The sequence below is a fragment of the Mesocryomonas lacus genome (assembly GCF_055730105.2).
Map to the genome: position 1 here is coordinate 92186 of NZ_JBUZWF020000007.1, position 17620 is coordinate 109805.

General features: G+C 67.1%; 22 protein-coding genes. 3 read left to right on the forward strand and 19 right to left on the reverse strand.

The window, feature by feature from the left end:
* Positions 1 to 181: 181 nt before the first annotated feature.
* From ACZLZQ_RS20700 to ureC, 9 genes are read right to left on the reverse strand one after another with little or no spacing between them, the layout of a single operon-like run.
* On the reverse strand, positions 182 to 1519 hold the full coding sequence (locus ACZLZQ_RS20700) for an 8-oxoguanine deaminase (RefSeq protein ID WP_472950984.1): 1338 nt from the start codon (positions 1517 to 1519) through the stop codon (positions 182 to 184).
* Between the two features lie 2 nt (positions 1520 to 1521).
* Positions 1522 to 2154, reverse strand: coding sequence for an urease accessory protein UreG (ureG, locus tag ACZLZQ_RS20705; RefSeq protein WP_472950985.1), 633 nt, complete (start codon positions 2152 to 2154; stop codon positions 1522 to 1524).
* Positions 2151 to 2870, reverse strand: a complete 720-nt coding sequence (locus ACZLZQ_RS20710) for an urease accessory protein UreF (RefSeq protein ID WP_472950986.1) — start codon at positions 2868 to 2870, stop codon at positions 2151 to 2153. The genes ureG and ACZLZQ_RS20710 overlap by 4 nt, the downstream gene beginning before the upstream one ends.
* Positions 2863 to 3360, reverse strand: coding sequence for an urease accessory protein UreE (locus tag ACZLZQ_RS20715; protein WP_472950987.1), 498 nt, complete (start codon positions 3358 to 3360; stop codon positions 2863 to 2865). Before ACZLZQ_RS20715 ends, ACZLZQ_RS20710 begins: the two co-directional genes overlap by 8 nt.
* Positions 3357 to 3713: an MliC family protein gene (locus tag ACZLZQ_RS20720; protein WP_472936010.1), complete on the reverse strand. Its 357-nt coding sequence runs from the start codon at positions 3711 to 3713 to the stop codon at positions 3357 to 3359. The genes ACZLZQ_RS20715 and ACZLZQ_RS20720 overlap by 4 nt, the downstream gene beginning before the upstream one ends.
* On the reverse strand, positions 3710 to 4183 hold the full coding sequence (locus ACZLZQ_RS20725) for a DUF29 domain-containing protein (protein ID WP_472950988.1): 474 nt from the start codon (positions 4181 to 4183) through the stop codon (positions 3710 to 3712). The genes ACZLZQ_RS20720 and ACZLZQ_RS20725 overlap by 4 nt, the downstream gene beginning before the upstream one ends.
* Positions 4180 to 4644, reverse strand: coding sequence for a DUF29 domain-containing protein (locus ACZLZQ_RS20730; RefSeq protein WP_472950989.1), 465 nt, complete (start codon positions 4642 to 4644; stop codon positions 4180 to 4182). The genes ACZLZQ_RS20725 and ACZLZQ_RS20730 overlap by 4 nt, the downstream gene beginning before the upstream one ends.
* Positions 4641 to 5129, reverse strand: a complete 489-nt coding sequence (locus tag ACZLZQ_RS20735) for a DUF29 domain-containing protein (protein WP_472950990.1) — start codon at positions 5127 to 5129, stop codon at positions 4641 to 4643. The genes ACZLZQ_RS20730 and ACZLZQ_RS20735 overlap by 4 nt, the downstream gene beginning before the upstream one ends.
* 57 nt (positions 5130 to 5186) lie before the next feature.
* Positions 5187 to 6899, reverse strand: a complete 1713-nt coding sequence (gene ureC, locus ACZLZQ_RS20740; protein ID WP_472950991.1) for an urease subunit alpha — start codon at positions 6897 to 6899, stop codon at positions 5187 to 5189.
* A 1-nt stretch (position 6900) separates the two neighbouring features.
* Here ureC and ACZLZQ_RS20745 point away from each other — a divergent pair, with 1 nt between their 5' ends.
* A complete protein-coding gene (locus ACZLZQ_RS20745) occupies positions 6901 to 7479 on the forward strand; it encodes a hypothetical protein (RefSeq protein ID WP_472950992.1) in 579 nt (192 codons plus the stop codon).
* A gap of 139 nt (positions 7480 to 7618) precedes the next feature.
* On the forward strand, positions 7619 to 8299 hold the full coding sequence (locus tag ACZLZQ_RS20750) for a hypothetical protein (RefSeq protein ID WP_472950993.1): 681 nt from the start codon (positions 7619 to 7621) through the stop codon (positions 8297 to 8299).
* A 41-nt stretch (positions 8300 to 8340) separates the two neighbouring features.
* Here ACZLZQ_RS20750 and ACZLZQ_RS20755 read toward each other — a convergent pair whose 3' ends face one another.
* Complete coding sequence (locus ACZLZQ_RS20755) at positions 8341 to 8646, reverse strand: urease subunit beta (RefSeq protein ID WP_472950994.1); 306 nt, start codon at positions 8644 to 8646, stop codon at positions 8341 to 8343.
* Between the two features lie 2 nt (positions 8647 to 8648).
* The gene (locus ACZLZQ_RS20760) at positions 8649 to 9218 is read right to left on the reverse strand and encodes a HupE/UreJ family protein (protein ID WP_472950995.1); all 570 of its coding nucleotides are present in this window, start codon (positions 9216 to 9218) and stop codon (positions 8649 to 8651) included.
* Between the two features lie 262 nt (positions 9219 to 9480).
* On the opposite strand from ACZLZQ_RS20760, the gene ACZLZQ_RS20765 reads away from it, so the two are divergent.
* On the forward strand, positions 9481 to 9705 hold the full coding sequence (locus ACZLZQ_RS20765) for a hypothetical protein (RefSeq protein WP_472950996.1): 225 nt from the start codon (positions 9481 to 9483) through the stop codon (positions 9703 to 9705).
* A 44-nt stretch (positions 9706 to 9749) separates the two neighbouring features.
* On the opposite strand, the gene ACZLZQ_RS20770 is transcribed toward ACZLZQ_RS20765, so the two are convergent.
* The 8 genes from ACZLZQ_RS20770 to ACZLZQ_RS20805 all read right to left on the reverse strand — a co-directional run bounded on the left by ACZLZQ_RS20770 (position 9750) and on the right by ACZLZQ_RS20805 (position 17459).
* The gene (locus ACZLZQ_RS20770) at positions 9750 to 10052 is read right to left on the reverse strand and encodes an urease subunit gamma (RefSeq protein ID WP_472950997.1); all 303 of its coding nucleotides are present in this window, start codon (positions 10050 to 10052) and stop codon (positions 9750 to 9752) included.
* A gap of 24 nt (positions 10053 to 10076) precedes the next feature.
* Complete coding sequence (locus ACZLZQ_RS20775) at positions 10077 to 10865, reverse strand: urease accessory protein UreD (RefSeq protein ID WP_472950998.1); 789 nt, start codon at positions 10863 to 10865, stop codon at positions 10077 to 10079.
* A gap of 49 nt (positions 10866 to 10914) precedes the next feature.
* Entirely contained in the window at positions 10915 to 11610 is a 696-nt protein-coding gene (gene urtE / locus ACZLZQ_RS20780) for an urea ABC transporter ATP-binding subunit UrtE (RefSeq protein WP_472950999.1), read from the reverse strand.
* A gap of 244 nt (positions 11611 to 11854) precedes the next feature.
* Complete coding sequence (gene urtD / locus ACZLZQ_RS20785; protein ID WP_472951000.1) at positions 11855 to 12715, reverse strand: urea ABC transporter ATP-binding protein UrtD; 861 nt, start codon at positions 12713 to 12715, stop codon at positions 11855 to 11857.
* Positions 12716 to 12720: 5 nt separating this feature from the next.
* Positions 12721 to 13890, reverse strand: coding sequence for an urea ABC transporter permease subunit UrtC (gene urtC, locus ACZLZQ_RS20790; protein ID WP_472951001.1), 1170 nt, complete (start codon positions 13888 to 13890; stop codon positions 12721 to 12723).
* Positions 13887 to 15518: an urea ABC transporter permease subunit UrtB gene (gene urtB, locus ACZLZQ_RS20795; protein WP_472951002.1), complete on the reverse strand. Its 1632-nt coding sequence runs from the start codon at positions 15516 to 15518 to the stop codon at positions 13887 to 13889. Before urtB ends, urtC begins: the two co-directional genes overlap by 4 nt.
* Positions 15519 to 15697: 179 nt before the next feature.
* Positions 15698 to 16990, reverse strand: a complete 1293-nt coding sequence (urtA, locus tag ACZLZQ_RS20800) for an urea ABC transporter substrate-binding protein (protein ID WP_472951003.1) — start codon at positions 16988 to 16990, stop codon at positions 15698 to 15700.
* Positions 16991 to 17252: 262 nt separating this feature from the next.
* Positions 17253 to 17459, reverse strand: coding sequence for a hypothetical protein (locus tag ACZLZQ_RS20805; RefSeq protein WP_472939829.1), 207 nt, complete (start codon positions 17457 to 17459; stop codon positions 17253 to 17255).
* Positions 17460 to 17620 lie beyond the last annotated feature (161 nt).

The window sequence follows — 17620 nt, forward strand, 5'->3', positions numbered from 1 at the left end:
CAGAACGTGCACGGCGATCCCGCTGGCTTCTTCTCTCCTTCGGGGAGAAGGTCGCGGCAGCGGGATGAGGGGCGGCGCAAACCTTGCAGGCGCAAGCCCCCTCATCGGCCTGCCGGCCACTTCTCCCCGGAGGGGCGAAGAAGGCGGCGGCGGCGTTGCGGATTTCCGCCGCCGCCACCGTTCAGCCGAAGCGCGCTGCCGCGGCACCATGCTCGGCGCGCAGCCGTGCAACGTCGACGCCGCGCGGCATGCCGTCGACCACCCGCCAGTCGCCCCGGACCATCACCCGGTCCGCCCGCGTCGCGCCGCAGAGCACGAGCGCTGCGACCGGATCGTGCGCGCCAGAAAACCGCAGCTCGTCGAGCGTGAACAGCGCGAGGTCCGCCTGCCTGCCAACTTCGATGCGGCCGATGTCGCGGCGGCCGAGGCACGCGGCCGAGCCCTCGGTGCCCCAGCGCAGCACGTCGCGCGAGGTCACCGCCGCCGCCGACTGCGTGCGCAGCCGGCCGACCATCAGCGCATGGCGGGCGGATTCGATGAGGTTGGAGGCATCGTTCGAGGCCGAGCCGTCGACGCCGAGCCCGACCGGGCTGCCGGCGGCCATGAGGTCCTCGACCGGGCAGAAGCCGGAGGCGAGCACCGCGTTGGACGTCGGGCAATGGCAGATGCCGACGCGGTGGCGGCCGAGCCGGGCACATTCCTCGGTGGTGAAGTGGATGCCGTGCGCGAGCCAGGTGCGCGGGGTCAGCCAGCCGACCTCCTCGAGATAGTCGAGCGGGCGGTAGCCGAAAAGGCTCTGGCAGTAGTCGTTCTCGTCGCGGGTCTCGCCGAGATGGGTGTGCAGCCGGCAGTCCTCGCGCTCGGCAAGCTCGGCGCTCATCACCATCAGGCTCTTGGTCACCGAGAAGGGCGAGCACGGCGCGAGCGCGATCTGCAGCATCGAGCCTTCCGAGCGGTCGTGGTACTTCGCGATCAGGCGTTCGCTGTCGGCAAGGATCGTGTCCTCGTCCTGCACCACGCCGTCCGGCGGCAGTCCGCCATCCTTTTCGGACAGGTTCATCGAGCCACGGGTGAGCGTCACGCGGATGCCGAGGCTTGCGGCCTCCTCCGCCTCGATGTCGATGCCGTTCTCGAGGCCTTTCGGGAAGAGATAGTGGTGGTCGGCCGCCATGGTGCAGCCGGACATCAGGAGCTCGGTCAGCGCGAGCCGCACCGAAAGGCGGAAGGCGTCGGGATCGAGCCGCGCCCAGATCGGGTACAGGCTCTTCAGCCAGGGGAAGAGTTCCTTGTCCACCGCCGCCGGATGGGCGCGGGTCAAGGTCTGGTAGAAATGGTGGTGGGCGTTGACGAGGCCCGGCAGGACGACATGGCGCGAAGCGTCGAAGGTCTCGTCCACCGGTTGCGACGGCCCCGCCCCCGCCGGGACCAGTTCGACGATGCGGCCGTCCTCGACGACGAGCCCGCCCTCGGCGCCCTCGGCGAGGATGCCGAGGGGCTCCTTCAGGAACAGCCGCGCCATGGTCAGGCCGCCGCCGCGATGACGGGAAGGCCGCCTTGCGCCGCAAGGAAGGCGAGAATGTCGCCGAGCCCTTGGCCGCGCGACAGGTCGGCGAAGACGGTGGGGAGGTCACCCCGGCCCTTGACCGCATCCCGCTCCATCCGGGCGAGGTCCGCGTGGACATAGGGCGCGAGGTCGGTCTTGTTGACGATGAGGAGATCGGAGCGGGTGATCGCCGGGCCGCCCTTACGCGGGATGTCGTCGCCTTGGCAGACCGAGATGACGTAGATCGAGAGGTCGACGAGATCAGGCGAGAAGGTGGCGGCAAGGTTGTCGCCGCCCGATTCCACCAGCACCAGGTCGAGGTCGGCATGCCGGGCTCGCAGCTCCTTGATCGCGGCGATGTTGATCGAGGCGTCCTCGCGGATCGCCGTGTGCGGGCAGCCGCCGGTCTCGACGCCGATGATCCGGTCGGCGGAAAGCGCCTGCAGCCGCACCAGCGCCTCGGCATCCTCGCGGGTGTAGATGTCGTTGGTGACGACGCCGATCGACCAGTGGTCGCGCGCCGCCTTGCAGAGTTTCTCGACCAGCGTCGTCTTGCCGGAGCCAACGGGGCCGCCGATGCCGACGCGCAAAGGTCCATTCTGGGAGATCATGAGCGGAAGAGCCTTGTTTCCATGGTTTCGTGCCGCATCGCGGCGATGTCGGAGAGGATGGCCGCCGAGCCGAGATCGTCGAGCGTCGACCCAGCGGCCCGCTCGGCCGCAGCGAGGATCACCGGCTCCAGGCGCTTGGTCACCCGCACCATGTCGCCTTGGCCCAGCGGCACGAGACGCGTCGCTGCCGTGACGAGCGTCGCGGCGAAAGCGTGCGCGAAGGCGGTGAGCGCCGGCTGCAGCGGCACGCCCTCAGCGGCGGCCAGCCGGCCGACGGCGACCGGATAGGGCGCGTCCGGAAGATCCACCGGCGCCGTGCGCCACGGCACTGATGCGAGGGTAAAGGCGGCGCCGAGCGCCAGCGTCTCAATCCGACGCTCGCGGCTGCCGCCGAGCGCTACGGCGAGTTCCGCGACCGCCTGCAGCCGGACGGGATCGGCGGCGGCCGCATGCGCTTCGGCGAAGAGCACGAGGTCGTTCCAGCCAGAGCCATGCACTAGCAAGGTGTGCACCCAGCCGAAAAGCGTCTCGGCATCGGCGACCTGCCGTGCCGAGATCGCGCTCTCCAGCCCATGCGAGAAGGCGAAGGCGCCAACCGGGAAAGAGGGCGACAGCCAGGTCAACAACCGCAGCAGTGCGGCACTGCCGTCCGCCGAAGGAGGCTTGTTCCTGGCACCAGACGCCTCGCCAGAAACTGCCTCAGCACCATCAGTCATGGGTGTGATGATCGGTGCCGTGACCCGCCGTCGGCGCCTCATGTTCGTGATGGTCGTTGTGGGCGCCGCCATAGGCGCCGCCCTCCGGATCGAACGGCCCCTCGATCTCGACGACGCTGGCGTTCAGACCTTCCAGCATGTCCTTCAGCACCGGCTCGCGCCGGATGAACAGGTGGTCGGCGCAGATCTGCGCCGCCTGGTGGCGGTTGCCAAGGTGCCAGGCGAGCGTCAGGAGGTGCGTCGCGTTCGAGCCGCGGACGACGTAAAGCGGCTCGTCCTTCGCCCGCACCTTCAGGAACCGCCCGTCGTCCAGCGCGATGCCGTCGCCCTCGCGCAGCCGCACCGTCTCCGGCAGGTCGAGCAGGAAGGCGATGCCGCCGTCCGACACCATCGCCATCCGCCGCCGGTGCCGCTGCATCTCGTCGAGCGTGATGGTGTCGGCGAAATCGAACTGCTGGTCGCGGGACTTGACGGTGGTGGCGCGGATCATCGGCTTACCTTGCAACGGATGGGTTTGGCATCGGGCTGGCGCTCGTCGTAGAGGTCGGCGACATTGCCCCGCGTCCACCAGATCGTCGAGCCCGACGCGTATTTCGCGCCCGATGCGGCGAGGACGCCGACGAAGGCACGCGGCGTGCCCGCGACGGGCAGGACCGCGAGCTGCGTGTCCGGCAGGTTGTAATAGGTCACCGCAAGCTTGGCATCGCTGCCGGCGCAGGCATAGGACACCGACTGCTGGTCAAGTTTTCCCGGCAGGTCGAGCGTGACGGTCGCAGCCTTGGCCGTGACGACGGCTGCAATGGAAAACCCGGCCAGGGCGACAACGGTCTTGAGCGCGGTCATTCGGCCTCCGGTAGAAAATCGGGATCGAGCAACGCCTCGACAGTGAAAGGACAAACGCTGGGAAAGTGCGTCGCCGGCAGGCCGGTCTCGCGAACCGCCTCGCGGACTGCCCAGTCATAGGACCAGCCCAGCGCTTCCATGGGAAATGCCCGCAGGCTCGGGCTGTCGATCAGCACCTCGCCGATGTGCAGACGCTGCTCGGCGATCGTCGAGCGCCAGTTGTCCGACCGGCGCGCCGGCTGGAAGCGCCATTTCAGGAGATGCTGCAGCAGCACCCCCATCCGCGTCCGGATTTCCCGCCTCTCGCTGCGCCCCACGCCTTCGATCTCCTCGGCGAGATTGTCCCAGTCGAGATCGCCGCGATGGTCGAAGGCAGCACGAGCACGCAGCTTCTCACCCTGCTCCTGCGTCCAGGCAAAGAAGTCGCTGTCGTACAGCGAGGGGGCGGACTTCTTCAGCGGGGCGATCAAGCTGCATCACCCGGCAGGAATTCCAGGTCGAGGATTTGGAAAATGGCGTAGGGGCAGGCGACAGGAAACGTCTCGAGCGGCAGCCTCGTCTCGCTGACCGCGTTGAGACGCGCGATCTGATATTCCTCGTCGAGGATTTCGAGTGGATAGCCTTTCAGGCTCGGACTGCGCCGAATTTTCCGGTTGATACGGCGTCGCTGCTCGTGGATCGTCGCGCGCCAACTGTTCGACCGCCAGTCCGGCTGGAAATGCCATTTCAGGAGATGCATGAGCAGCACAGCCAGCCGGTTCTCGATCTCGCTGCATTCCGAATTGCCCACGCTCTCGATCTCCTCAGCGACATTCTCCCAGTCGATGCCGGGCGACGCATGCGCGCGAAGCCGCGCGGACTGTTCCTGCGCCCACGCGTAGAGGTCGGTGTCGTAGAGACTCGGTTCGGGCTTCTTCAGGGATGCGGTCATGCATCGCTCTCGGGATAGAAATGGGGATCGAGGATGTCGGCGATGGCGAAGGGGCAGTCCTGCGGAAAGACGTTCTCCGGCAGTCGCGTTTCGCCGGAAGCCTTCAGGCGCGCAATTTCATATTCCCTGCCGAAAACTTTCGCCGGATAGACTTTCAGGCATGGACTTGTCGCAAGTTCATCGAGAATTCGGCTGCGCTGCTCGACGATGGTGGCCTTCCAGCTGTTCGACCGGCGTGCGGGCTGGAAACGCCATTTGAGCAGGTGGCTCAGAAGCACGTTAAGCCGCGAAGCGATCTCGCGCTTGGCCGAGTTAGCTAAATCACCCAGCTCCTCGGCTAAATTTTCGAGATCGAGCCGATCCAACTCTCCAGCCTTCATCGCCGCGACCTGATCCTGGACCCATGCAAAATAGTCCGCCGCATAAGCCGTCGTTTCGCGCTGCGGCGCGGGGACGTCTCGGGACTGGCCAGGCTGACGGGACACCGGTTCGGCTCCTTCGGCGACGAGAGCCACGCCGCGACGCGGCGCGATCGGCCGATCCTAGAACATGAAGTAGCGCTGCGCCATCGGCAGCACAGTGGCGGGCTCGCAGGTCAGGAGCTCTCCGTCAGCGCGGACCTCGTAGGTTTCGGGGTCGACCTCGATGTGCGGCATGGCATCGTTGAGGATCATCGAGGACTTCGAAATGCCGCCGCGCGTGTTCTCGACGGCGAGGAAGGTCTTGTCGCAGCCGATGCGGCCGCGCAGGCCGTCGTCGAGCGCGGCTTTTGAGACGAAGGTCGCGCCGATCGCCGCCGTCGCCTTGCCGAAAGCGCCGAACATCGGCCGGTAGTGCACCGGCTGCGGGGTCGGGATCGAGGCGTTGGGATCGCCCATGGGCGCGGCGACGATCATGCCGCCGAGGAGGACCATGGCCGGCTTCACCGCGAAGAAGGCGGGGTCCCAGATCACGATGTCGGCGCGCTTGCCGACCTCGATCGAGCCGATCTCGCGGCTCATGCCCTGCGCGATCGCCGGGTTGATCGTGTATTTGGCGATGTAGCGGCGGGCCCGCAGATTGTCGTTGTCACCTCGCTCGCCGGCGAGACGACCGCGCTGGCGCTTCATCTTGTCGGCGGTCTGCCAGGTGCGGATCAGCACCTCGCCGACGCGGCCCATGGCCTGGCTGTCGGAGGAGATGATCGAGAAGGCGCCGATGTCGTGCAGGATGTCCTCGGCGGCGATGGTCTCGCGCCGGATCCGGCTCTCGGCAAAGGCGATGTCCTCGGGGATGGAGGCATCGAGGTGGTGGCAGACCATCAGCATGTCGAGATGTTCCTCGAGCGTGTTGACGGTGTAGGGCCGCGTCGGGTTGGTCGAGGACGGGATGACGTTCGGCAGGCCGCAGACCTTGATGATATCCGGCGCATGGCCACCGCCCGCGCCTTCCGTGTGGAAGGCGTGGATGGTGCGACCCTTGAGGGCGGCGACGGTGTCCTCGACGAAGCCGGATTCATTCAGCGTGTCGGTGTGGATCATGACCTGCACGTCATGGGCGTCGGCGACGGAGAGGCAGCAGTCGATCGCCGCCGGGGTCGTGCCCCAGTCCTCGTGCAGCTTCAACGCGCAGGCGCCGCCCAGCACCATCTCCTCGAGCGCCGCCGGCTTCGACGCATTGCCCTTGCCGGAAAAGCCGATGTTCATCGGCAGGCCGTCGACCGCCTGCAGCATGCGCGCGAGGTGCCAAGGACCGGGCGTGCAGGTGGTGGCGAGCGTGCCGTGCGCCGGGCCCGTGCCGCCGCCCAGCATGGTGGTGATGCCGGAGTAGAGCGCGGCATCGATCTGCTGCGGGCAGATGAAATGGATGTGCGCGTCGAAGCCGCCGGCGGTGACGATCTTGCCCTCGCCCGCGATCGCCTCGGTGCCCGGACCGATGACGATGGTGACGCCCGGCTGGGTGTCGGGATTGCCGGCCTTGCCGATGGCGTGGATGCGCCCGTCGCGCAGGCCAATGTCGGCCTTGTAGATGCCGGTATGGTCGAGGATCAGCGCATTGGTGATCACCGTGTCAACGGCGCCCTCGGCGCGGCTCCTCTGCGACTGGCCCATGCCGTCGCGGATCACCTTGCCGCCGCCGAACTTCACCTCCTCGCCATAGGTGGTGAGGTCCTTCTCCACCTCGATGAACAGCTCGGTGTCGGCGAGCCGCACCTTGTCGCCGGTCGTCGGGCCGAACATCGCGGCATAGGAAGAGCGGGCAATTCGGAACGACATCTTGAACCTCATGGACGGCGCGGGACCGGCGCTGCCGCGGATTCGAGCGGGTCGAACCTTGCTGCAGTGCCGAAGCGCATTCGGACCGCAAACCATCTGGTTTGTCAAAGGCCGCTCCCCGCCCCACCTACAGGGCATGAACAGAATATTCGCACCGACACTGGCTGCCCTTCTCGCAGGCCTCACCTTCTCTGCGGGCGCGGCCCAGGCGCAGGCCTTCGGCAGCGGCCCACCGGGCACTCCCACCGGCAGTTCGATGTCCGGAGCGCGCATCGTCGGCCAGCCGAAGGTCAGAAGCGGCAACCGGGTTCCGAACGCGCGGGTCTTCGGCGATACGGCCGAAGAGCGCGCATACGGCAAGGATTTCGACGACAGCTACATCAAGCCGAAGGTGCGCAAGGGCATCCGGTCCGGCAAGAGCAATGCCGAGCGCGCGGCCGAGGGACGCTCAAGCCTCGACCCCGCTGCCGCGGGTGCTTACGCGGTGGACGGTCCGACGGCCATCGGCCGCAGCGCCGTCACCCGCAACAGCACGTTCAGCCGCGGCGGCCGGGCGCGGATCGTCAAGCCCGCGCAGTGACGGAGAGACGTTCGCTCCGTTGGCAGGCGACCGATATCGGAACGCCTGAGATGACCCAGCATTGTTGCGGCAGGACGTTCGTCGCCGCTCCAGCATACGGCCCGAGTGGCGTCACGAACCAACCGACAGGATTCATGCCATGTCTCGCACATTCCTTCTGGCCCTCTCCGCCTCCGTCCTCCTCGCCGGCGCACCGGCCTTCGCGCAGTCTTCCGGCGGCGGCTCGGGCGGCGGCAGCTCGGGCGGCGGCGCCTCCGGCGGCGGCGCAAGCGGCTCGGGCAGCAGCAGCAGTTCCGGTGGTGTAACCGGCAGTTCGGCGGCCAGCGGTAGCGGCAGTGGCGTCAGTGGCGGCGCCGCGGGCGTCGGCAGCGGCGCAAGCTCGGGCAGCACCGGCTCCGGCGCCAGCGGCCTCGGCTCTTCCGGCACGGTCGGATCCGGCGCGACAGGCACTGCAGGGTCGGGCACGACGAGCGGGACGGTTGGTAGCGGCAATGTCGGGCCGTCGGGCGGTATCTCCACCAGCGCGCCGGCCGATACGATGGGCAGCGAGGGGACGGCGACGCAAGGCTCGAGCTCGGTCAACAGCACCAATGCCGATACCATCGCCCGCACGGGCAATGCCGGGGCGACGACGTCCTCCAGCGGATCGAGCAACGCCATCGGTGGTGGCGGTTCGGGCGGCACCGGAATGGGCGCTTCCGGCGCGGGCCGGGCGGAGGATTACAGCATTCCGGCCCCGAAGATCGCGGTCGACCCTCAGCAGATCCGCGGAGCACTCGAGGCTCAGCCCAGCGCTACTCCCAAGCCGAACGGCGACTGAATCTCCCGTGAGCCGTCAGGTTTCGAAACCAATCATGGGCGCTACAGAGCGCCCATGATTTTTGCATTGAACCCGTAGACTTCGCGGAGACCGCGGAGGGGCACCAAGGCCACTTCCCGGGTCTGGCCGGGCTCAAACCTCACGGCCGTTCCCGCAGCGATGTCGAGCCGATGACCCCGCGCCGCGGCGCGGTCGAAATCGAGCGCAGGATTGGTTTCGGCGAAGTGGTAGTGCGAGCCGACCTGGATCGGCCGGTCCCCGGTGTTCGACACCTCGAGGATGACGGCGTCGAGGCCCTCGTTGAGGACGATGTCGCCGGGTGCTGTGATGACTTCGCCGGGGATCATGGTCAGCCCGCCATCAGCGCGACGCCGACGATGGCGGTGCCGAGGCCGATCAGTCGGGCGACGATTTGGAACCGGCCGAGCGACAGCCCGAGGCCGACACCCGCCGCATGCAGCAGCGCCGTCGAGAGGGCGAAGCCGAGGCCGAAGCTCAGCGCGCCGGCCGAACCGAGCTCGGCTGCGTGGGCATGGCCGTGGAACAGGGCGAACATGCCGACCAGCGGCGCCGATGCGGCCAGCGGCAAGCGGACGGCCGCGGCGACGAGGAGGCCGAGCACCACGACCGAGGCGAGGATCGTCGGCTCGACGAAGGGCAGTGCGAAGCCCGCGGTGCCCGCAACGAAGCCGGCCATCATGGTCCCGACGAAGGCCGTGGGAACGATCCAGGTGGCTCGGCCGCCCAGTTGCGCCGCCCAGAGGCCGACAGCCACCATCGCCAGGATATGATCCAGCCCGAAAAGCGGGTGCGACAGGCCGGCCATCAGCGAGCCGTGCTCCGCAGGATTGAGGTGTGCGAAGGCGGGGGCAACTCCGGTCAGGAGCGCAGCGGCGGCGAGTGCGATAGGTTTCAGCATCTGTTCCTCAAAGGTCAACAAGGGCGCCCGGGTTTGGGTCGCGCCCGGCATGGCGAGTCAGGTTAAAAAACCGTTTCCGCCGGGATACTTTGGAAGACCCGGCCGTTCCTGTCAAAGACCATCACCGGATCCGCTTTCTCGGCATGTGCATATTCATTGGTCGTTCAAATTCGAGACAGTTTGCAGCCGCTCCGCCAAGACCTCTGTCTTATGATGGCGGCGAGGCGAGACAGACAGCCAACGCCGCTCCACGGAACCCACGATGCCCCGCACTCTCTCCCGCTGCCTCCTTCTCGGCCTCCCCGTCGTCGCTCTTCTGGCGCTCGCCAGCCAGACGGGCGGCCCCGAGCGCATGATCATCCGCACCGCGACGATCGATGGAGTGACTGGCCCGGTCTATTACTCGAGCCTCGAGAGACGCTATCTCGCCGTCGGCGCCGCCAACGATGCTGAAATTGCCGGACTCGACACCGCCGACACCCAGTAGCCTGCCGTCACGCAAAGAATTTCCGACGTAAATCAGGTTGTGGCTCAGCGGATCGGCTTGTGAACCGTCACGAGCTTGGTCCCGTCGGGAAATGTCGCCTCGACCTGAATGTCGTGGATCATCTCGGCGATGCCCTCCATCACCTGGCCGCGGGTGACGACATGGGCGCCGGCGTCCATCAGGTCGGCGACCGAGCGCCCGTCGCGGGCGCCTTCGACGACGAAGTCGGAGATAATGGCGATCGCCTCGGGATGGTTCAGCTTGACGCCGCGCGCCAGCCGCTTGCGCGCAACCTCCGCGGCCATGGCGATGATCAGCTTGTCCTTCTCGCGCGGCGTCAGTTGCATCGCATCACTTTCTTCCAGATCCCATCATATCGACCATACCCGCGGAAGCGGGGCGTTTGCCAGCACCTGCAGCACGGGGATCAGCCGCTTGCGCAGCAAAAATCCGCTGCCGGCGACCAAGCGCGCCACGAGAAAGCCATCGACGAGGCTGGCGCCGCCGTCCGGGCCGATGCGGTGCCTGACATCGTCGAGCAGGCTCTCGGCGTCCGGCGACTGGCAGAGGATCGTGCAAAAGGCCTTGGCGCCGGCAAGGCTTGCCCCGGACGCGGCGATGTCGTCGATCGCACCGACGATGCTCAGATTCTCGGCAAAGACCAGGACGCCGTCGCGGCGGATGCGCCAGCGGTCGCGCAGCGATCCCTCCCGCACGGTCTCGCCCATCAGCGTCCGCCCGAGCACCACGCTTTCGGCCACCAGCAGCTGGCTCGACGCGGCACAGTCGACATCGAGCGTCCGGGCCAAAGCTCCGCCGTCGAACAGGATCGTCTCCTGCGGCAAGTAGTGGAAGCTCGCCCCCTCGCCCACCCGAATGGTGGTCGCGATCCGCGCCTCGCCGGCGGAGGCGCGGTACACCCGCTCCGAGGCCTGCGTCGTCAGGCTGAGGGCAGATCCGGCCTCGGCGGCAAAATCCTGCTGCAGCCGGTCGCCGCCGGTGAGACCGCCGGAGGAGTTGATCAGCACGGCTTCCGCCATCGCCTCGCCGTTCCGGGGAAAGCGCAGCTTCAGGCAGCCCGCCTGGTGCAGCTTCGCCAGCCGTGAGCGGCCGTCCGTCAGGCGGAACTCGGCCATCGCCCGGCCGCGGGCCCGCTGCATGTCAGGGACCGGCGCGGGGGCTGCCGGGGCGATGTCGATGGGCAGCGCGTCAGACGGTGAGATGCTTGCGAACCTCCGGGCGGTCGAGATCCTCGGCCGTGCCCTCGAAGACGATCTCGCCGCGATCCATGATGTAGACCTTGTCGGCGAGTTCGCGGCAGAAGTCGAGATACTGCTCGACGAGGAGGATGGCGAGGCCGGAATGCTCCTTGAGGTAGCGGATGGCCCGGCCGATGTCCTTGATGATCGAGGGCTGGATGCCCTCGGTCGGCTCGTCCAGCACCAGGAGTCCCGGCCGTGTCACCAGCGCCCGGCCGATCGCGAGCTGCTGCTGCTGTCCGCCGGACAGGTCGCCGCCACGCCGGCCGAGCATGGTCTTCAGCACCGGGAAGAGCTCGAAGACGTGCTCGGGGATATGCCGGTCCGTCCGCTTCAGCGGCGCATAGCCGGTCTCGAGGTTTTCCTTCACCGTCAGCAGCGGAAACACCTCGCGCCCCTGCGGCACGAAGCCGATGCCGCGCCGCGCCCGCGCATAGGGCGCCTCCCGCCCGAGCGGATGGCCGTCGAGCGCGATCTCGCCCGAGCGTATCGGCTGCTGGCCGACGATGGCGCGCAGGAGGCTGGTCTTGCCGACGCCGTTGCGCCCGAGCACGCAGGTGATCTCGGCCTTCCCAGCGCTCATCGACACGCCGCGCAAGGCCTGGGCCGCGCCGTAGTAAAGGTCGATGTTCGAGACGTTCAGCATGGAAGGCCTTTCGAGACAAGGCGGCCCGCCGCAACACAGGACGAGCGCAGCGGCGACGCGCCGATCTCCCCACCCGAGGGGGAGATGGCCGGTAGGCCAGAGGGGGGCGAGCTGCCGCTGCGTCGGCGGGCTATTCCGGGAGCCGATGGGCGGAAAAGTCGGCGCTCGACGGCACCCCCCTCTGCCCTTCCGGGCATCTCCCCCTCAAGGGGGGAGATCGGCGGCTGAAGCCCAGTGCGCGCCATCACCGCCCCAGATACACTTCGACGACGCGCGGATCGGCGCTGACGGCGTCGAGCGTGCCCTCGGCGAGCACCGAGCCCTCGTGCAGGCAAGTGACCTTCACGCCCAGCGCGCGGACGAAATGCATGTCGTGCTCGACGACGACCACCGAGCGCGTCCGGGCGATGTCCTTCAGGAGCCGCGCGGTCTCCTCGGTCTCGGCATCGGTCATCCCCGCGACGGGCTCGTCGACCAGCAGCAGTTCCGGGTCCTGGGCCAGGAGCATGCCGATCTCCAGCCATTGCTTCTGCCCGTGGCTGAGATCTCCGGCGAGCGTCGCGCGCCGTGCGCTGAGCCGCGTCGTTGTCAGGATCTCGTCGATCTTGTGCGCCTCGGCCGGACCATTGCGGTGGAACAGCGCGGCGAAGACGCTGCGGGTCCCGGCCATGGCAAGGCGCAGATTGTCCTCGATGGTGTGGCTGTCGAACACCGTCGGCTTCTGGAATTTCCGGCCGATGCCCATTGAGGCGATGTCGGCCTCGTCATGCTGGGTGAGGTCGACGTCGCCCTTGAAGAACACCTCGCCGGTATCGGGCTTGGTCTTGCCGGTGATGATGTCCATCATCGTCGTCTTGCCCGCGCCGTTCGGGCCGATGATCGCCCGCATCTCGCCCTTCTGGATGACGATGGAGAGGCCGTTGATCGCCTTGAAGCCGTCGAAGGTCTTCGTCACGCCGTCGAGATAGAGCAGCGTTTCGCGCCGCGGCGAGACAAGGCTGGCCTTGGCCGCGAGTTCGGCGGCGCGCTGCGTGGCATAGGGGTGCGGCGAGACGACGAAGCCGGCACCGTCGAGCGCGGAGAAGGCGGGATTGATCTCGTTCATCGGCTTCACTCCGCCGCACTCGGCACGGCGGCATCGCTGCCGGTGCGGGAGTCGCCGATGCCCTTTTCCGCCGCGCGGGCCCGCCGGCGATCACGCAGCCCGCCCCAGCCGGCGTCGAAGGTACCGACGATGCCGCGCGGCAGGAACAGCGTCACGAAGACGAAGAGGCCGCCAAGCACGAACAGCCAGAACTCGGGCGCCGCCGCCGTGAAGAAGCTCTTGCCGGCATTGACGATCAGCGCGCCGATCACCGGGCCGAGCAGCGTGCCGCGGCCGCCGACCGCCGCCCAGACCACCACCTCGATGGAATTGACCGGCGCGAACTCGCCGGGATTGATGATGCCGACCTGCGGCACGTAGAGCGCACCGGCCAGCCCCGCCATCATCGCTGAGACGGTGAAGGCGAAGAGTTTCACGTGCTCGGCGCGCCAGCCGAGGAAGCGCGTGCGGCTCTCGGCATCGCGCACGGCGATCATCAGCTTGCCGAGTTTCGAGCGGGTGATGAGCCCGACGAGGATGACGCCAAGCGCGAGCGCCACGCAGCTGGCGACGAAGAGGCCGAGCCGGGTCGAGGCGGCGGCGAGCGGGAAGCCGAGTAGTTCCTTGAAGTCGGTCAGGCCGTTATTGCCGCCAAAACCCATGTCGTTGCGGAAGAAGGCGAGGAGCAGCGCGTAGGTCAGCGCCTGGGTGATGATCGAGAGATAGACGCCTGTGACGCGGGAGCGGAAGGCGAAATAGCCGAAGACGAAGGCGAGCAGGCCGGGCACCAGGAACACCATCAAGGCGGCAAACCAGAACTGGTCGAAGCCGGTCCAGAACCAGGGCAATTCCTTCCAGTTGAGGAAGACCATGAAGTCGGGCAGCACCGCATTGCCATAAGTGCCGCGGGTGCCGATCTGGCGCATGAGGTACATGCCCATGGCATAGCCGCCGAGCGCGAAGAAGGCGCCGTGGCCGAGGCTGAGGATGCCGACATAGCCCCAGACGAGGTCGAGCGAGAGCGCCAGCAGCGCGTAACAGAGATATTTGCCGATCAGCGGGACGGCATAGGAGGGGATGTGCAGCGCGCTCGTCTCCGGCACCCACTGGTTCGCCATCGGCACCAGGATGGCGGCGGCCAGCAGCGACAGGACGATGAACCAGACGCGCGGTCCGAGGAATTTGGCAAAGATCATGCGTCCACGAACCTCCCCTTCTGGGCGAACAGGCCGCGCGGTCGCTTCTGGATGAAGAGGATGATGAGGACGAGCACCACGATCTTGCCGAGCACCGCGCCGGCATAGGGCTCCAGCAGCTTGTTGACGATGCCGAGCGACATCGCGCCGACCAGCGTGCCCCAGAGATTGCCGACGCCGCCGAAGACGACGACCATGAAGCTGTCGATGATGTAGCCCTGGCCGAGATCGGGCGAGACGTTGTCGATCTGGCTGAGCGCGACGCCGGCAATGCCGGCAATGCCCGAGCCGAGCGCGAAGGTCGCGGCATCCACCCAAGGGGTACGGATGCCCATGGCCGAGGCCATCTTGCGGTTCTGGGTGACGGCCCGCATCTGCAGACCCATCGCCGTGCGGTTGAGCGCGGCGAGCAGCGCAAAGAAGATGACGGCGGAGAAGACGATGATCCAGGCGCGGTTCCAGGTCACCGACATCAGCCCGACATCGAAGGCGCCGGACATCCAGGAGGGATTGCCGACCTCGCGGTTGGTCGGGCCGAAGATCGTTCGGATGCCTTGCTGCAGGATCAGCGAGACGCCGTAGGTCGCGAGCAGCGTCTCCAGCGGCCGGCCGTAGAGGAAGCGGATGAGGAAGCGCTCCATCACCAGGCCGACGAGGGCCGAGACGGCGAAAGCCAGCGGCAACGCGATCGGTAGCGACCAGTCGAACAGGCCGGGCGCATGCGTGCGGATCGCCTCTTGGACGACGAAGGTGGTGTAGGCGCCGAGCATCACCATCTCGCCATGCGCCATGTTGATGACGCCCATCACGCCGAAGGTGATGGCAAGGCCGATGGCGGCGAGCAGCAGCACCGAGCCGAGCGACAGCCCGTACCAGACGTTCTGCGCGTAGCCCCAGAGGGTGATGTTCTGCTCGATGGCGGCCGCGGCGGCGGTTGCGGCAGCGGTCAGCTCGGACGCTTCGGCGGAGCGAATTTCGGCGAGCACCACCAGCGACTGCCGGTCGCCACGGTCGGCGATCAGCTGGATCGCAGCGAGCTTCTCCGGCACCGGGCGGTCGGACTTGATGACGGCGGCGGCGCGCGCTTGGCTGAGCCGCAGCTTGACCGCCGGCACGTCCTCCTTGGCGATGGCGGCATCAAGCACGCCGACCTGATCGGGCGTCGCGGAGGTGAAGAGGTTCATCGCCGCGGACAGGCGGCGTGCGGGATCGGGCGAGCCGAGCGTCAGCGTGCCCAGCGCATCGGCGACGACGACGCGGATGGAGTTCTTGACGCGGACTTTCTGCAGGTCGGCGGTCGGCACGGTGCCGAGGGCGGTGCCGGCATAGGGGTCGAGGATCTCGGCCGGATCCGCCCGCCCCCGGGCGATCACCACGCTGCCGTCGGCGCGGTAGAACAGCTCACCCGCCGCCAGCGCGTTCAAGGCGAGAGCCACGGCCGGATCGCCGGTGGCGGCGAGCTTGCGGACGGTCGCCTCGGTCTCGTCAAAACTCTTCTTGCCAGCGAATTCCGCGATGATCGGCGCGATGCCGGTGGCGTCCTGCGCCATGGCGAGGCCCGGCAGGAGGAAGGCGGCCAAGAGCATGAGGCCGGCGAGAAAGGCATGTCGCAGCGTAGAAAATGTCATCGGGACGCCGGTTGCGAGGATGGGAAAGACGGGGCGGCGGCGAGGGCCGCCGCCCCGTGGGGAGGGCGCGCATGCGGGAGGTCATGCACGCCGTCCGGGCAGGCCTTGCGAAAGAGGGTGCCGTATCGCCGCGGTCTGCCGAGAAGTGTCGCGCCGCTGGCAGCAGCGACGCGAAAGGCTTAGTCGGCCTTGGCGGAACCGCCGCAGGTCTTGGTCTCTGTGTTGTAGTTGCCGCAGCGGATCGGGTCGGTCCAGTCGGCGACGAGCGGCTTCGACTCCGGCAGGAAGTCCGACCAGGCATCGCCCTCGACGGCCGGGATCTCCTTGACGACTTCGAACTGGCCGTCGGCCTGGATCTCGCCGATCAGCGTCGGCTTGGTGATGTGATGGTTCTTGCCCATCGTCGCCATGCCGCCGGAAAGGTTCGGCACGGACAGGCCGACCATGGCGTCGATGACCTTGTCCGGGTCGGTGGTGCCGGCCTTCTCGACCGCCTTGACCCAGAGGTTGAAGCCGATGAAGTGGGCTTCCATCGGGTCGTTGGTCACGCGCTTGTCGTTCTTGATGTAGGCGTGCCAGGCCTTGATGAAGGCGGCGTTCTCAGGCGTGTCGACCGACTGGAAGTAGTTCCAGGCGGCGAGATGGCCGACCAGCGGGGCGGTGTCGATGCCCGCCAGCTCTTCCTCGCCGACCGAGAAGGCCATGACCGGAATGTCCTTGGCGGTGATGCCTTGGTTGGCGAGTTCCTTGTAGAACGGCACGTTGGCGTCGCCGTTGACGGTCGACACGACGCCCGTCTTCTTGCCGGCTGCGCCGAATTCCTTGATGGCGGAGACCTCGGTCTGCCAGTCGCTGAAGCCGAAAGGCGTGTAGTTGACCTTGATGTCCTCGGCCGGGACGCCCTTCGACAGGAGATAGGCCTCGAGGATCTTGTTGGTGGTGCGGGGATAGACGTAGTCGGTGCCTTCCAGCACCCAGCGCTTCACGCCCTCCTCCATCATGTAGTCGACGGCCGGGATCGCCTGCTGGTTCGGGGCGGCGCCGGTGTAGAAGATGTTCTTCGAGGACTCTTCGCCCTCGTACTGCACGGGGTAGAACACGACGGTGTCGAGCTCTTCGGCGACCGGCAGGATCGACTTGCGCGAGACCGAGGTCCAGCAGCAGAACACCGCCGCGACCTTCTGGGCAGAAACGAGATCGCGCATCTTCTCGGCGAACAGCGGCCAGTCGGAGGCGGGATCGACGACGACCGGCTCGAGCTTCTTGCCGAGCAGGCCGCCCTTGGCGTTCTGCTCCTCGATCAGCATCAGCATGACGTCCTTGAGGGTCGTCTCGGAGATCGCCATCGTGCCGGAGAGCGAATGTAGCACGCCGACCTTGATGGTCTCCTGCGCTTGGGCTGCAGGGGCCCCGAGAGACCCGAGCGCCAAGGCCGCAGCGGCTCCCCGCAGCCACTTCTTCGCTGAAAACATTCCCACTCTCCACTCGTTCCGACCCGCCCCCTGACGGATCCTCGCAAGTGGATTGGCAAGCCGCGTGCCATATCGCTGCCAACCAAAGTTCGACCGCTACAAAATAGTCAGTCGACTGCTGATCAAGGCCTCGCAGGGCGTTCCGAACGGTTGGAATGCCGCGAGAATCAGCAGGCTCGATGCACAAGACTTTCTCCGCCTCTGCATGCTCCTGCTGCACCAGTAAATCTGCCTATTTATAAGGCATATGGCACGTTGCTGTTCAGATTGGCTGCTTACGCGCCTGTGGCCAACCGCACTTCCAGCTTGTCACCTTCCACTGCGGGTGGTCGCCGGCCCATTGGGCGACATAGGGTGACGACAGCATCATGCACTGGGTCAGCGTGCCCCGGCTTTCGTAGTAGAGATGCTCTTCCTTGCAGGTCTGTGGCTGGGAAACCATGCAGACGGATAGGATCAGGTCGATCATTTCGCGCTCCCTGGGCCGACAGCCCAATTTTGGTGCCCATCGCAGGAAACCGAGGGAGCGCTACATCGGCCGCACCCATCCCCTGCACATCTGATCGTAGAGCAGCATGCATGGGGAGGAAGACACGCGCAGACACCAGATCTCTCAAGATTTCGCGAGCA

What these genes read in the sequence shown, in the direction of transcription:
- ACZLZQ_RS20700 (WP_472950984.1), bottom strand. Translation starts at nt 1,519, where the DNA reads ATGGCGCGGCTGTTCCTGAAGGAGCCCCTCGGCATCCTCGCCGAGGGC.
- ureG (WP_472950985.1), bottom strand. Translation starts at nt 2,154, where the DNA reads ATGATCTCCCAGAATGGACCTTTGCGCGTCGGCATCGGCGGCCCCGTT.
- ACZLZQ_RS20710 (WP_472950986.1), bottom strand. Translation starts at nt 2,870, where the DNA reads ATGACTGATGGTGCTGAGGCAGTTTCTGGCGAGGCGTCTGGTGCCAGG.
- ACZLZQ_RS20715 (WP_472950987.1), bottom strand. Translation starts at nt 3,360, where the DNA reads ATGATCCGCGCCACCACCGTCAAGTCCCGCGACCAGCAGTTCGATTTC.
- ACZLZQ_RS20720 (WP_472936010.1), bottom strand. Translation starts at nt 3,713, where the DNA reads ATGACCGCGCTCAAGACCGTTGTCGCCCTGGCCGGGTTTTCCATTGCA.
- ACZLZQ_RS20730 (WP_472950989.1), bottom strand. Translation starts at nt 4,644, where the DNA reads ATGACCGCATCCCTGAAGAAGCCCGAACCGAGTCTCTACGACACCGAC.
- ureC (WP_472950991.1), bottom strand. Translation starts at nt 6,899, where the DNA reads ATGTCGTTCCGAATTGCCCGCTCTTCCTATGCCGCGATGTTCGGCCCG.
- ACZLZQ_RS20750 (WP_472950993.1), top strand. Translation starts at nt 7,619, where the DNA reads ATGTCTCGCACATTCCTTCTGGCCCTCTCCGCCTCCGTCCTCCTCGCC.
- ACZLZQ_RS20755 (WP_472950994.1), bottom strand. Translation starts at nt 8,646, where the DNA reads ATGATCCCCGGCGAAGTCATCACAGCACCCGGCGACATCGTCCTCAAC.
- ACZLZQ_RS20760 (WP_472950995.1), bottom strand. Translation starts at nt 9,218, where the DNA reads ATGCTGAAACCTATCGCACTCGCCGCCGCTGCGCTCCTGACCGGAGTT.
- ACZLZQ_RS20765 (WP_472950996.1), top strand. Translation starts at nt 9,481, where the DNA reads ATGCCCCGCACTCTCTCCCGCTGCCTCCTTCTCGGCCTCCCCGTCGTC.
- ACZLZQ_RS20770 (WP_472950997.1), bottom strand. Translation starts at nt 10,052, where the DNA reads ATGCAACTGACGCCGCGCGAGAAGGACAAGCTGATCATCGCCATGGCC.
- ACZLZQ_RS20775 (WP_472950998.1), bottom strand. Translation starts at nt 10,865, where the DNA reads ATGCAGCGGGCCCGCGGCCGGGCGATGGCCGAGTTCCGCCTGACGGAC.
- urtE (WP_472950999.1), bottom strand. Translation starts at nt 11,610, where the DNA reads ATGCTGAACGTCTCGAACATCGACCTTTACTACGGCGCGGCCCAGGCC.
- urtD (WP_472951000.1), bottom strand. Translation starts at nt 12,715, where the DNA reads ATGAACGAGATCAATCCCGCCTTCTCCGCGCTCGACGGTGCCGGCTTC.
- urtC (WP_472951001.1), bottom strand. Translation starts at nt 13,890, where the DNA reads ATGATCTTTGCCAAATTCCTCGGACCGCGCGTCTGGTTCATCGTCCTG.
- urtB (WP_472951002.1), bottom strand. Translation starts at nt 15,518, where the DNA reads ATGACATTTTCTACGCTGCGACATGCCTTTCTCGCCGGCCTCATGCTC.
- urtA (WP_472951003.1), bottom strand. Translation starts at nt 16,990, where the DNA reads ATGTTTTCAGCGAAGAAGTGGCTGCGGGGAGCCGCTGCGGCCTTGGCG.
- ACZLZQ_RS20805 (WP_472939829.1), bottom strand. Translation starts at nt 17,459, where the DNA reads ATGATCGACCTGATCCTATCCGTCTGCATGGTTTCCCAGCCACAGACC.